At 70.5% G+C, this 12,489-nt stretch carries 12 protein-coding genes; 2 read left to right on the plus strand and 10 right to left on the minus strand.

Annotated features, from left to right (window positions below):
• Positions 1-19: 19 nt before the first annotated feature.
• Genes lgt through ACLJPX_RS10585 form a run of 3 tightly spaced genes read right to left on the minus strand, consistent with a single transcriptional unit; the run spans position 20 to position 3,446 of the window.
• The gene (gene lgt, locus ACLJPX_RS10575) at positions 20-1,108 is read right to left on the minus strand and encodes a prolipoprotein diacylglyceryl transferase (RefSeq protein ID WP_410599908.1); all 1,089 of its coding nucleotides are present in this window, start codon (positions 1,106-1,108) and stop codon (positions 20-22) included.
• Positions 1,109-1,137: 29 nt separating this feature from the next.
• Entirely contained in the window at positions 1,138-2,307 is a 1,170-nt protein-coding gene (locus ACLJPX_RS10580; RefSeq protein WP_410599909.1) for a M20 metallopeptidase family protein, read from the minus strand.
• The gene (locus ACLJPX_RS10585; RefSeq protein ID WP_410599910.1) at positions 2,304-3,446 is read right to left on the minus strand and encodes an amidohydrolase family protein; all 1,143 of its coding nucleotides are present in this window, start codon (positions 3,444-3,446) and stop codon (positions 2,304-2,306) included. The genes ACLJPX_RS10580 and ACLJPX_RS10585 overlap by 4 nt, the downstream gene beginning before the upstream one ends.
• Before the next feature lie 94 nt (positions 3,447-3,540).
• On the opposite strand from ACLJPX_RS10585, the gene ACLJPX_RS10590 reads away from it, so the two are divergent.
• Positions 3,541-4,914 (plus strand): glutamine synthetase, encoded by a 1,374-nt coding sequence (locus ACLJPX_RS10590; protein WP_410599911.1) that lies wholly within the window; start codon positions 3,541-3,543, stop codon positions 4,912-4,914.
• Between the two features lie 24 nt (positions 4,915-4,938).
• On the opposite strand, the gene trpA is transcribed toward ACLJPX_RS10590, so the two are convergent.
• From trpA to ACLJPX_RS10615, 5 genes are all read right to left on the minus strand, one after another.
• The gene (gene trpA / locus ACLJPX_RS10595; RefSeq protein ID WP_410599912.1) at positions 4,939-5,730 is read right to left on the minus strand and encodes a tryptophan synthase subunit alpha; all 792 of its coding nucleotides are present in this window, start codon (positions 5,728-5,730) and stop codon (positions 4,939-4,941) included.
• Positions 5,727-6,956, minus strand: coding sequence for a tryptophan synthase subunit beta (gene trpB / locus ACLJPX_RS10600; protein ID WP_101613381.1), 1,230 nt, complete (start codon positions 6,954-6,956; stop codon positions 5,727-5,729). Before trpB ends, trpA begins: the two co-directional genes overlap by 4 nt.
• The gene (trpC, locus tag ACLJPX_RS10605) at positions 6,953-7,762 is read right to left on the minus strand and encodes an indole-3-glycerol phosphate synthase TrpC (protein WP_101609411.1); all 810 of its coding nucleotides are present in this window, start codon (positions 7,760-7,762) and stop codon (positions 6,953-6,955) included. The genes trpB and trpC overlap by 4 nt, the downstream gene beginning before the upstream one ends.
• A gap of 192 nt (positions 7,763-7,954) precedes the next feature.
• On the minus strand, positions 7,955-8,530 hold the full coding sequence (locus ACLJPX_RS10610) for a Trp biosynthesis-associated membrane protein (RefSeq protein ID WP_410599913.1): 576 nt from the start codon (positions 8,528-8,530) through the stop codon (positions 7,955-7,957).
• A complete protein-coding gene (locus tag ACLJPX_RS10615; RefSeq protein WP_410599914.1) occupies positions 8,523-10,085 on the minus strand; it encodes an anthranilate synthase component I in 1,563 nt (520 codons plus the stop codon). Before ACLJPX_RS10615 ends, ACLJPX_RS10610 begins: the two co-directional genes overlap by 8 nt.
• Before the next feature lie 95 nt (positions 10,086-10,180).
• On the opposite strand from ACLJPX_RS10615, the gene ACLJPX_RS10620 reads away from it, so the two are divergent.
• Positions 10,181-10,786 (plus strand): TetR family transcriptional regulator, encoded by a 606-nt coding sequence (locus ACLJPX_RS10620; RefSeq protein WP_410599915.1) that lies wholly within the window; start codon positions 10,181-10,183, stop codon positions 10,784-10,786.
• A 9-nt stretch (positions 10,787-10,795) separates the two neighbouring features.
• Here the strand turns inward: ACLJPX_RS10620 and ACLJPX_RS10625 are convergent, their stop codons facing one another.
• Complete coding sequence (locus ACLJPX_RS10625; protein WP_410599916.1) at positions 10,796-11,674, minus strand: hypothetical protein; 879 nt, start codon at positions 11,672-11,674, stop codon at positions 10,796-10,798.
• Positions 11,671-12,480 carry a hypothetical protein gene (locus tag ACLJPX_RS10630; RefSeq protein WP_410599917.1) on the minus strand — a complete coding sequence of 270 codons (810 nt, stop codon included), beginning with the start codon at positions 12,478-12,480 and terminating at the stop codon, positions 11,671-11,673. Before ACLJPX_RS10630 ends, ACLJPX_RS10625 begins: the two co-directional genes overlap by 4 nt.
• Between the last annotated feature and the right edge of the window lie 9 nt (positions 12,481-12,489).

Consider the following 12,489-nt stretch of genomic DNA (forward strand, 5'->3'; position numbering starts at 1 on the left):
GTGTGTGGGGAGCGGATCGCTACTTCTCGGAGTCGGGTTTCGGGTCCTCGGTCGCCTTGTCGGCGGCCGAGTCCCGGACGGTGTCCGGAGCCGCCCCCACCTCCGCGTGCTCCTCGTCCTTGGCCTCGGCAGGCGAAACGGCAGTGTCGGAACCGTCGGAAGAGGAGGCGGTGTCGGAAGAGGAGGCTCCGGCAGCGGAGTCCTCGCGTGGCACGTCCTTGCTCCACAGCGTTTCCGGCGCTTCCCGCGGCCCTCGCTTGGCGGCCACCACGAAGTAGGCGATCGCCGCGGCGAACAGCAGGATCGACGTCCACACGTTGACCCGCAGGCCGAGGATGTGGTTCGCGGTGTCGGTCCGCATCATCTCGATCCAGAACCGGCCCGCGGTGTACCCGGCGACGTACAGCGCGAACACGCGGCCGTGGCCGAGGCGGAACTTCTTGTCCGCCCAGATGACCAGCAGCGCTACACCGAGGTTCCAGATCAGCTCGTACAGGAACGTCGGGTGCACCGGGCTGTCCGGCAGCGGGACGTGCCCGATGGCGATGCCGTTCAGGAAGTCGTCCGGGTTGGTCGGGTTGTAGCGCTGGTAGATCTCCAGGCCCCACGGCAGGTCGGTGTGCGCGCCGTAGAGCTCCTGGTTGAAGTAGTTGCCGAGCCGCCCGATGGCCTGCGCGATCACGATCCCCGGCGCGAGCGCGTCCGCCATCGCGGGCAGCGGGATGCCCCGGCGGCGGCAGGCGATCAGCGCGCCGACCGCGCCGAGCGCGATCGCGCCCCAGATGCCGAGGCCGCCGTCCCAGATCTTCAGCGCGTTGATCGGGTTCTTGCCCTCGCCGAAGTACAGCTGGTTGTCGGTGATGACGTGGTACAACCGCCCGCCGACCAGGCCGAACGGCACCGCGAAGACGGCGACGTCGATGACGGTGCCCTTCGTGCCGCCGCGATTCACCCAGCGCCGTTCGCCCAGCCAGATCGCCACGATGATGCCGGCGATGATGCAGAGCGCGTAGGCACGGATCGGGACCGGCCCGATATGCCAGACGCCCTGGTCGGGACTGGGGATGGTCGCGAGGAACGCTGCCGAGGCGGTATTCACGGAGGCCACCGTAGCGCTTCGTCCACTTCTTGGGGGCGTCAGCCCTCGACGGCGGCCAAATAGCCCGCGATCAGCGCCGAAGCGACGTGCCCGACTGCGGCGTCCGGCGGCAGGAAGACCTCGTCGTGCAGGCTGGGCGCGCCCGCGGTGTCGCCGAGGCCGACGAACATCATCAGCCCGCGCGCCACCCCGCGGTAATGGGCGAAATCGTCGGCGCCGAACGACCGGAACTCGGTGTCCACGCCCGCCCCGGCGCGGACCAGCCGCCGGTGTGCGTGCTGGGTGAGCCCGGCGTCGTTGTGCAGCACCGGTTCGCACGGGCTGATCTCCAGTTCCGCCCGGCAGCCGTGTGCCTTCGCGGTGCCGTGGACGACCTCGGCGAGCCCCTCCAGCGCGAGATCGCGGTCCTCGGCGCGCATCAGCCGCAGCGAGCCCGACAGGCGGGCCTCGTTCGGCACGACGTTCGCCGTGGTCCCCGCCTCGATCCGGCCGACCGAGCAGACCGCGCCGAACACCGGGTCGACCCGGCGGCTCGCGAGCTGCTGCAGGCTCACCACGATCTGGCTGAGCGCGAGGATCGGGTCCCGCAGCAGATGCGGGTAGCCGGCGTGCCCGCCCTGGCCGCGGACGACCACGTCGAACTCGTCGGTGGAGGCGTTGACCGGTCCCGGTACCGCCGACACCACGCCCGCCGCGAGCCGCGGCTGGACGTGCGCGCCGATGACCGCTTCGACGCCGTACTCGGTGAGCACTCCGGACTCGACGATGTCCAGCGCGCCCGACGGCGAGGTCTCTTCACGCGGCTGCAGGAGGGCGAGGATCGGCCGCGGCACCCCCACGGCGGCCGCCGCGCGGCAGGTGGCGACGAGCGCGGCCATGTGCACGTCGTGTCCGCACGCGTGCATGAGCGGCGTCTCCGAGGCCCACGGGACCCCGGTCCGCTCGGTGACCGGCAGCGCGTCCAGTTCGGCGCGCAGCGCCACGGCCGGTCCCGGACCGGTGCCGGGGAACAGCACGGCACGCCCGGTCTTGGCGACCCGCACCCCTTCGCCGACGCCCAGCGCCTCGATGAGGACCCGCGCGGTGTCCTCTTCGTCCCCCGACGCGCGAGGATCGGCGTGCACCCGGTGCCGCAGCCCGATCGCGGACGGCAGCTCCGCCTCGACGGCCGCCTCCCACCGGTCCTGCAGTTCGTCCAGTTCCGTCATGTCCCCTCCAGTCCGTACACCCGTTCGGCGTTGCGGTGCCCCACCAGGGCCGTGATCCGGCGTGCGTCCACTTCGGACAGTACGTCCGCGGTGAGCCCCGCGTACAGGAAATCCGACAGTCCTCGCCGGAACAGGGCGGTGCCGAGGTGGTACAGCTCGGCGAGCCCGAACGCGTCGGTGGAGAACAGCAGTTTCCCGAACGGCACGATCTCCATTGTCTCCGCGATGATCGCGGGCGCACGGTGACCGGCGTTGTGCGTCGCGAGTCCCACGTCGATGAACACGTGCTCGAACACCTGCGCCAGATACGCGGCGTTCCGGTGGAAGGGGTAGTTGTGCAGCAACATGATCGGCACCCCGCGTGACCGCGTCGCCCGCAGCAGCCCGGTGAGCAGCAGCGGATCGCAGCGATGCAGGTCCACGTCGGAGTCGCCGAAACCGACGTGGAACTGGATCGGGAGGGCCAGGTCGAGCCCGGTCCAGATCAGGAACCGGTGCAGGACCTCGTCGGCGAGCCGGACCGGTTCGCCCGCCTCGATCCCGGAGAGCCAGCGTCCCGCCGCCTCGGTGACCTCGGCGTCCGTGGGGCGCTCCCCCGCCAGGTCGAGGCCGACGCGGTAGGCGGCGATGGACTTGAACCCCACCGCCGTCGTGGCGCGTTTCGCCAGTTCCGCGGTGAAGGCCGCGGCGAATCCCGCGGCCGTGCTGGACTCCACGACGGCTTCGGCGACCTGTTCGAGCCGGACGATGTCCCGCGCGCGGGCGGCGGACAGGGCCGCGAACTGCTCGGTCGTGGTCAGCGTGTCCGGCAGGAAACCGCCGTCGAGCAGGAACTCGGTCGTGCCGGTGGCGCGCAGGAACCGCGCGTTGACCTCGGTGGCGCCCAGTTCGGCGCGCCGGGCCAGATAGACCTCGGCCGGGACGTGCGAAGGCAGGTCGAGCACCGGCGCGCAGCGGGCACGGACCGCGAGCCCGATCAGCGAGTCGAACAAGGTCGTGCCCAGTGACGAGACGGTGTCGGCCTCGGTGAGCATCTGCTCGAACTCGATCCGGCCGAGATCGCCGGTGACGACACCGTGGCAGTGATGGTCCACCAGCGGCATCTCGGCTACGAACGGCAGAATTCCGGGTCCCGGCATGGCGCGTCCCTTCCGGTGATCGACGAATGCGCCTCACCCTAGGGCCGGAGCCGGACGTGGCAAGGGGCTCGCGATGAGGCCAGGATGAGGAACCATGGTGAACCGGGAAGCACTGACCGCCCGCGCGACCGCCCTCACCGGGGAACTCCGGGCACGGGGTGTCGAACTCGTGGCGCTGACCTTCGTGGACAACGCCGGGATCTCGCGGGTCAAGGCGGTGCCGCTGCGCAAGCTGGCGGCCGCGGCCGCCTGGGGCGTCGGCGCTTCGAATTCCTTCGACTTCTTCGGTTCCGACGACGGCATCACCGGCGGTGAGCATTCGCTCGGGCCGGTCGGTGACCTGCGCCTGCATCCGGATCTCGACGCGCTGACCGTGCTCGCCGGGCAACCCGGCTGGGCGTGGGCGCCGGTGACGAAGCTCGACCAGGAAGGCGAGCCGCATCCACAGGATCCGCGCACCCTCCTCATGACCGCGGTCGGCAGGCTCGCCGCACGCGGTCACCGGGCGCTGATGAGTTTCGAACTCGAATGGGTGGTCACCAGCGCCGACGCCCCGGACGATCCGATGTCGGCCACCGCGGGCCCGGCCTACGGCTACGCCCGGCTTTCCGAGCGCGCGGACTATCTCCGCGCTCTCGTGTCCACTTTGGACCAGCAGGGCGCCGGGGTGGAACAGATCCATCCCGAGTACGCCGACGGCCAGTTCGAACTGTCCGTCACCGCCGCCGATCCGGTGCGCGCCGCCGACGTCGCCGTCCTGACGAAGGAGACGATCCGCGCGCTCAGCCACCGGCACGGGCTGAAGGCGTCCTTCACCCCGAAGTTCGCGCCCGCGGGCGTCGGCAACGGCGGCCACGTGCATCTGAGTGTCTGGGACGGCGCCCGGAACCTTTTCTCCGGCGGGGAAAGGATTTTCGGGCTGACGCCGGTCGCGGAATCCTTCAGCGCGGGCATCCTGCGGCGGCTTCCCGCGCTGCTCGCGATCGGGGCGCCGTCGGTCGTCAGCTATCTGAGGCTGGAGCCGCACCATTGGGCCGGCGTGTACGCCGCCTGGGGACTGGAGAACCGGGAGACGCCGTTGCGGCTGGTGCGCGGGGTCGCCGGGAACCGGGACGCGGCGGCGAACCTCGAGGTCAAATGCTTCGATCTGACCGCGAATCCGTACCTGCTGGCGGCCGCCCTGCTGTTCGCCGGGATGGCCGGTGCCGACGAGGAAGCCTCATTGCCGGAACCGGTGGACGTCGACCCGGGAACGCTCACCGAGGAAGAACGCGGCGCACGCGGGATCGAGCGGCTGCCGGTGAAACTGGCGGACGCCGTCGCGGCGTTCGAAGCGGACAAGGATCTGACGGCCGCTTTCGGCGCGCCTCTGGCCACGACGATCGTGGACGTCCGGCGGGCCGAGATCGAGCGGTTCGCGCACGCGAGCGCGAAGGAGATCACCGAAGCGCAGCGGTGGCGGCACTGACCACCGCCGCGCCTTCGGCTGGGATCAAGCGGGGGCGACGGTCTTCCGCACCCCGGCGGACAGCTCGGCCGAGAGCTCGCGCACCGCGTCGAGCCCGCTCGCCGCGGCCGTCACCAGCGCCGAGCCGACGATGACGCCGTCCGCGAACCCGGCGACCTGCGCCGCCTGAGCGCCGGAACGGACACCGAGACCGACGCCGATCGGCAGCTCGGTGTGCGCACGAGTCCGCTCGACGAGGTCCTCCGCGTGCACGCCGACCTGGTCACGAGCGCCTGTCACGCCCATCACCGCGGTGGCGTACACGAAGCCCGAAGAAGCCGCGACGGTCTTCGCGATCCGCTCCTCCGAGGAGGACGGCGCGACCAGGAAGATCCGGTCCAGACCGTGCTGCTCGGACGCGGCCATCCAGTCGTCGGCCTCGTCCGGGATCAGGTCCGGGGTGATCATGCCGAGTCCACCCGCGGCGGCGAGATCCCGCGCGAAACGGTCGACGCCGTAGCGGTGCACCGGGTTCCAGTACGTCATCACGACGGCCTTGCCGCCGCGCGACGACACCGACTCGACGACCTCGAACAGGTGCTTGAGCTTGAAGCCGCCGGAGAGCGCGCTCACCGACGCGGCCTGGATGGTCGGGCCGTCCATCACCGGGTCCGAGTAGGGCACGCCCACCTCGACCAGGTCGGCGCCGCCCTCGACCACCGCGGCCAGCAGGTCCTTCGAGCCGTCGACCGTGGGGAACCCGGCGGGCAGGTACCCGATCAGTGCTCCGCGGCCCTCGGCGCGAGTCTTCGCGAAGACCTCGTCCAACCCACTCATGCGTTCTCCACCAGGCCGAAGTACTTCGCGGCGGTGTCCATGTCCTTGTCGCCACGACCGGACAGGTTCACGATGATCAGCCCCTCGGGGCCGAGCTCACGGCCCAGCACGAGCGCGCCGGCCAGCGCGTGCGCCGACTCGATCGCCGGGATGATGCCCTCGGTCCGCGAAAGCAGCTTGAAGGCGTCCATCGCCTCGGCGTCGGTGACCGGCCGGTACTCGGCGCGGCCGCTGTCCTTGAGCCACGAGTGCTCCGGGCCGACGCCCGGGTAGTCCAGACCGGCCGAGATCGAGTGCGACTCGACGGTCTGGCCGTCCTCGTCCTGCAGCAGGTACGTCATCGCGCCGTGCAGGTTGCCCGGGGTGCCCTTGGTCAGCGTGGCGCCGTGGCGGTTGCCCTCGATGCCTTCGCCGCCCGGCTCGAGACCGACGAGGCGGACCTCGGGGTCGTCGATGAAGCCGTGGAAGATCCCGATCGCGTTCGATCCACCGCCGACGCAGGCCGCGACGGCGTCCGGTAGGCGCCCGGCCTGCTCCAGGATCTGGACGCGGGCCTCCTCGCCGATGATCTTGTGGAAGTTCCGCACCATCATCGGGAACGGGTACGGGCCCGCCGCCGTGCCGAACAGGTAGTGCGTGGTGTCGGCGTTGGTGACCCAGTCGCGCAGCGCCTCGTTGATCGCGTCCTTGAGCGTGCGCGAACCGGTCTTCACCGGGATGACCTCGGCGCCGAGCAGCTTCATGCGGGCGACGTTCAGCGCCTGCCGCTCGGTGTCGACCTCGCCCATGTAGACGATGCATTCCAGGTCGAGCAGCGCGCAGGCGGTGGCGGTGGCCACGCCGTGCTGCCCGGCCCCGGTCTCCGCGATGACCCGCTTCTTGCCCATCCGCTTGGTGAGCAGCGCCTGGCCCAGCACGTTGTTGATCTTGTGCGAACCGGTGTGGTTCAGATCTTCGCGCTTGAGGAAGATCCGGGCGCCACCGGCGTGCTCACCGAAGCGCTTGGCCTCGGTGAGCAGCGACGGACGACCGGCGTAGTCGCGCAGCAGGCGCCGGAACTCGTTGACGAACTCCGGATCGGTCCGGGCCTTGTCGTACTCGGCCGCGACCTCGTCGACGACGCCGATCAGCGCCTCGGGCATGAACCGGCCGCCGTACGGGCCGTAGTAGCCCCGGTCGTCCGGGTCGTGCTCGCCGTGCGGTGTCTCGGTGTACTCAGTGGTCATCGAGAAGGCCTCGGGCACGCGGGGTGCGAACCGGCGGTGACCAGCTTGACCAGCGCGCCCTTCGGGTCTCCGGAGGCGACGAGCCCTTCGCCCACGAGGACGGCGTCGGCGCCGTGACCCGCGTAGGACATCAGGTCGCCGGGGCCGCGGACACCGGACTCGGCGATCTTGAAGACGTCCATCGGCAGGCCGGGGGCCAGCCGCGAGAAGACGTCCCGATCGACCTCGAGCGTGTGCAGGTTGCGGGCGTTGACGCCGATCACCTTCGCACCCGCCTCGAGGGCCTTGTCGGCCTCTTCGGCGTTGTGGATCTCGACCAGCGCCGTCATCCCGAGGGATTCGACGCGGTCCAGCAACGCGATCAGGGCGTTCTGCTCCAGCGCCGCCACGATCAGCAGGACCATGTCCGCGCCGTGCAGCCTGGCCTCGTGGACCTGGTACGGGCTGACGATGAAGTCCTTGCGCAGCACCGGGATGTCGACCGCCGCGCGGACCGCGTCGAGATCGGCGAGCGAGCCGCCGAACCGCCGCTGCTCGGTCAGCACGCTGATCACCCGGGCGCCGCCGTCGGCGTAGTCCTTCGCCAGCGCGGCCGGATCCGCGATTTCGGCCAGCTCGCCCTTGGACGGGCTGCGCCGCTTCACCTCGGCGATGACGCCGATGCCGGACTCGCGCAGGGCGGCGAGCACGTCACGGGGAGGTGCGACCTGGGTCGCACGCTTCTTCAGTTCGTCGAACGGCAGAACCGCCTCGCGCTCGGCGAGATCGGCGCGGACGCCGGCGACGATGTCTTCGAGCACGCTCACCGGAGTCCCTCACCAGCCGTCGTACTCACGGATTCCTTCGCAAGGTCGCTCACAAAAACCTTCCCCTTCCCGCCGAAACGATGCTAACCCCCGCACGAATACGGCCTGGTTCCGGGTATGTCCGTTACTCCGAATGCCAACCGTGTCATCTTTGCCGGGAAAGATCTCCGAAACCCGCGAAATCCGCGGTCGTCACCGGGTCGCGGTGGGATCTTCGCCTTCGGACAGCGCCTCCCACAGCTCGGTCTCCGGATCCTTCGCGGCCCGCTTCTTCGTCCCCGGCGCCGCGTACTTCGCGCCGAGGCGTGGCATCCGGCCCGCGCCCTTGATGGCTGCCAACCCGCCCGCCGCCACGAGAATTCCCCCGAGGATCGCGAGGCCGCGTGCTCCCACCATCTGGGCGACGGGCAGTCCGTCGGCGAATCCGCCGAACGAGCCGCCCGCGACACCGATCCACACCGCCGCGACGCCGGACACGGCGAGTACCACGCCGAGCACCCGGCGTGGCCATCCGCCGGTGGCGATCAGCCCCGCCGTGCCCGCGAGCGCCAGCAGGGCGAGCGGAACCAGCGCAACCGCACGCTGTGAACCGGTTTCCGAGTACAGCACGGTGCCGCGCACCCCGCCGTCACGGAACTCCGCGAACCACACGAGCCGGGAGGACCCCCACAGCGCGATCGCGCCCAGTAGCAGGCCCACCACGGCGATCCACAGTGGACGCTTGGTCTTCCTGGCAGGCGGAGCCGTGTCTTCCGGCGCTTCAGACACGAGCGCTGTCACCCGCCGGGTCGAGCTCGTCCGCCGCGATCATCGTTTCCGCCGCCGCGACGGCGGAAAGCACCGTGCGGGCCTTGTTGAGCGACTCGGTGTCCTCGTAGTCGGCGACCGAGTCGGCGACGACTCCCCCGCCCGCCTGGACGTACGCGGTGCCGTCCTTCATCAGCGCGGTGCGGATGGCGATCGCGGTGTCGGCGTCGCCCGCGAAGTCGAGGTAGCCGACGACACCGCCGTAGAGCGCCCTGCGGGTCGGCTCCAGCTCCTCGATGAGCTGCATCGCCCGGACCTTCGGCGCACCCGAGAGCGTCCCGGCCGGGAAACAGGCGGTGACGGCGTCGAAGGCCGTCTTGTCGTCGAGGAGTTCGCCGGTGACCGTGGAGACGATGTGCATGACGTGGCTGTAGCGCTCGACGTCGAAGAAGTCGACGACGCGCACGGTGCCGGGCTTGCAGACCTTGCCGAGGTCGTTGCGGCCGAGGTCGACGAGCATCAGGTGCTCGGAGCGCTCCTTCTCGTCCGCGAGCAGGTCCTTGGCCAGCTGCGCGTCCTCTTCCGGATCGGCGCCGCGCCAGCGGGTGCCCGCGATCGGGTGCGTGGTCGCACGGCCGTCCCGGACGGTGACCAGCGACTCCGGACTGGACCCGACGATGTCGAAGCCGTCCAGGCGCAGCAGGTACATGTACGGGCTCGGGTTGGACGTGCGCAGCACGCGGTAGACGTCGAGCGCGTCGGCCTGGGTCTCGATCTCGAACCGTTGCGAAGGCACGATCTGGAACGCTTCGCCCGCCTTGATCGCCTCGACGGCCTTCTCGACGGCCGCGTGGAAGTCCGGCTTGGAACGGCGGCGGGTGAATTCGGGCGCGGGCCGGTCGAAGACGGCGGCCGTGGCCGGGGCCGCGACGTGCAGCTGCTTGGTCATCGCGTTGAGCCGCGCGACGGCGTCGTCGTAGGCGGCGTCGACCCGCTCGGCCGAGTCGTCCCAGTTGACCGCGTTGGCGATCAGCGTGACCGTGCCCTCGTGGTGGTCGAAGGCGGCGAGGTCGGTTGCCAGGAGCATGGTGAGCTCGGGGATGTCGAGGTCGCGCTCGGCGAGCTCGGGGAGCCGTTCGAGCCAGCGGACGGCGTCGTAGCCGATGTAGCCGACCATCCCGCCGGTGAGCGGCGGCATTCCGGGCAGCTGCTCGGTGTGGAGCGCGGCGACGGTCTCGCGCAGCACGGTGAGCGGGTCACCCTCGGTCGGCAGGCCGACCGGCGGGGTACCGGTCCAGACGGCCTTGCCGTCACGCACGGTCAGCGCGGCGGGGCTGTCGACGCCGATGAACGACCATCGGCTCCAGGAAGCGCCGTTCTCCGCCGATTCGAACAGGAACGTCCCCGGCCGGTCGGCGGCGAGCTTGCGGTAGACCCCGATGGGGGTCTCACCGTCGGCGAGCACGCGACGGACAACGGGGATGACGCGACGGCCCTCGGCGAGCGCGCGGAAATCCTCGCGCGAAGGGCTGACCGAGCCGAGCCCCGACGGGCTGGCATGTGCGGCGCTGACCATGCCGCCCATTGTGCTGCAACGGCCGGGCGGCCGGGGACCGGGGGATGAATTCAAGTCTTGTTGAATTTTGCGCCGGTCCCGTTCATGATGGCGCCATGGCTGGTGAAGACACTACCGCGCGCCGCCGGGGACGGCGGCCCGGTGGACAGGACACGCGCGTCGCACTGATCGAAGCGGCCCGCGCGGTGTTCGGCGAGAGCGGCTTCGACGGTGCGACGGTGCGCGCGATCGCGACCCGCGCCGGCGTCGACGCGGCGATGGTCAACCACTGGTTCGGCAGCAAGGAGGGGCTGTTCGCCCAGGCCGTCCTGAAACTGCCGTTCGACCCGCACGAACTGCTCGCGGAACTGACGAACGGCCCCGACGACGAGTTCGGGCGGCGGATCGTGCGGACCTTCCTCACCCGCTGGGACGGCGCGGGCGGCGAGGTCTTCCAGGCACTCGTCCGCAGTGTCGCCGGGCACGAACAGGCCGCGCTGGTGCTGCGCAGCTTCTTCCAGAACTTCTTCACGAAGATCATCGCCGGACTCGGCTCGGACCGCGTCGAACTGCGGACTTCGCTCTGTGCCTCGCAACTGGTCGGGATGGGGCTGGTGCGGTACGTCGCGAAGTTCGAGCCGATGGCGACGAGCGAGATCGAGCCGCTGGTGACCGCGATCGCGCCGACGGTGCAGCGCTACCTGACCGGGGACATCGACTGAGCCGGGTGATCAGGGATCCGTTCTCGCGCCCGGCATCCAGGCCGCGGGAACCGCGTACCGCTTGGCCGAAAACCGTCCGCGCGGGAACAGCACGACCATGTCCTGCCCTTCCCCGCCGACCCAGACCGGTACGTCGTGCCTGTCCCGGTAGGGCCGGACGACGTGACAGGTGGAATCCCACGTCGACACGTGTGTTTCGGATCCGTCCGGGAAGTCGAGCCGAAGGTCCGCGGGCGAGCCGCGACGCGACGCCAAAGTGCGGGGTCTCCCCGTCGCCCGTGCCTCGCGCCAGCCCGTCGTCACGACCGACCGGTATCGCCGCGGCCACCGTGTCGCGGCCAGCAACGAGTTGACGCCGATGACGGCGCCTGAAGCGAGAGCGAGGATCGAGCCGAGCACGAGCAGACCGTGCCCCGCGGAGTTCGTGTCGTAGGCGGGAAGCGACGAGTCCGCCATCGCGCGGAGGGCGCCCGCGGCCCCGGCGGTGAGCACCGCGACCCAGAAGATCGTCCAGAGGAACGCGCGGTGCCCGAGCGGACTCAGCCGTCGCGTTTCGAGGTCCCCGACGGTCTCGTCGAGCTCCATGCGGAGCCCTTTCGCCGACAACGGCTCCTCGATGGCCTTCGCCGCCGCGAACGTCGCGTCGAACCGGCGCGCGTTGACCCTGCTGCGCCGATCGGCGATGACCGTGCCGACCAGGCCTCCGGCCAGGAGGGCGGTTTCGGCGGCGATCCCGTTCCCGAACCAGTCGGACCGGGATCCGCCGATCCGGAGGGCGAGCCCGATGGCCCCGGTCACCGCGACCGCGCCCGCTGCGTACGAAAGCACCCGGAAGAGATCCCGCCGGGTCATGTAGGTCTCCGGCCAGACGTATCCGCTCTCGCTCATGGGAGGCTCCTGACCGGTACCGCGCACGGGGGAACCGAGGGACCACGGGGAAACAGCACGACCATGGACTCGCCTTCACCGCCGATCCAGACCGGGACGTCGGGACGCCAGCCGAAGCGATGGCCCGTGCGGAACGTGAACTGCAACCCACGCAGGCGGTTTCGCTCGCCGTCAGGGAACTTCACGTCGTAGATCCACGGCTCGTCTCCCGGGACCGCCGTGTCCTTCCGCTCCACGGTCACCGTCGCGGGGCGCCATCCGGTGGCGAGGACGGACCGGTACCGCCTGCGCCAGGCCTCCTTCGTGAACAGCCCCGCCACGACGCCGCCCAGGCTCATCACGACCGTCGCCGCGACGGCGGCCATCCGATCCTCGGCCGGATCGGGCAGGTAGTTCACTTCCAGGACCACGATCGCGGCCGCCAGTGGGATCCAGCCGACCGTGAAGCCCCACACTCGGCGGTACACGGTGCGCAGCCGCCGCGTCTCGGCTTCCGGATCGGCGCCGTCGAGCCCGTCTTCGAAGGACGGCGAGACACCGAGTTCGGCGACCGCCTTGTCCAGGAGCCGATCGTTGACCCACACCCGATGTCCGCAGACCACCGCCAGCGCCGCCGTCACGAGGAGAACGAGGATCGCGGCCATTCCCACGCTGTCGGACCAGCCTTCGAACGCCCCGAGCTCCGAGCCGAGCTGGAGCACCCCCATCATCACGGCGGGCGAACCGGCGCCCAAGAGCACGGCGATGCCCAGATACCTGGTCCGTCTGCGCCAGTACGTCTCCGCCGGCACTTCCTTGACGACCATGCGAAACGC

Origin of the sequence: Amycolatopsis sp. lyj-90 (assembly GCF_046549035.1) — a bacterium.
Classification (GTDB): domain Bacteria; phylum Actinomycetota; class Actinomycetes; order Mycobacteriales; family Pseudonocardiaceae; genus Amycolatopsis.

Bases quoted from the DNA above. Each gene is read 5' to 3' on its own strand.
- ACLJPX_RS10615 (WP_410599914.1), bottom strand. From the start codon at position 10,085: ATGGTCAGCGCCGCACATGCCAGCCCGTCGGGGCTCGGCTCGGTCAGC.
- ACLJPX_RS10625 (WP_410599916.1), bottom strand. From the start codon at position 11,674: ATGAGCGAGAGCGGATACGTCTGGCCGGAGACCTACATGACCCGGCGG.
- ACLJPX_RS10580 (WP_410599909.1), bottom strand. From the start codon at position 2,307: ATGACGGAACTGGACGAACTGCAGGACCGGTGGGAGGCGGCCGTCGAG.
- ACLJPX_RS10630 (WP_410599917.1), bottom strand. From the start codon at position 12,480: ATGGTCGTCAAGGAAGTGCCGGCGGAGACGTACTGGCGCAGACGGACC.
- trpB (WP_101613381.1), bottom strand. From the start codon at position 6,956: ATGACCACTGAGTACACCGAGACACCGCACGGCGAGCACGACCCGGAC.
- ACLJPX_RS10590 (WP_410599911.1), top strand. From the start codon at position 3,541: ATGGTGAACCGGGAAGCACTGACCGCCCGCGCGACCGCCCTCACCGGG.
- ACLJPX_RS10585 (WP_410599910.1), bottom strand. From the start codon at position 3,446: ATGCCGGGACCCGGAATTCTGCCGTTCGTAGCCGAGATGCCGCTGGTG.
- trpA (WP_410599912.1), bottom strand. From the start codon at position 5,730: ATGAGTGGGTTGGACGAGGTCTTCGCGAAGACTCGCGCCGAGGGCCGC.
- ACLJPX_RS10620 (WP_410599915.1), top strand. From the start codon at position 10,181: ATGGCTGGTGAAGACACTACCGCGCGCCGCCGGGGACGGCGGCCCGGT.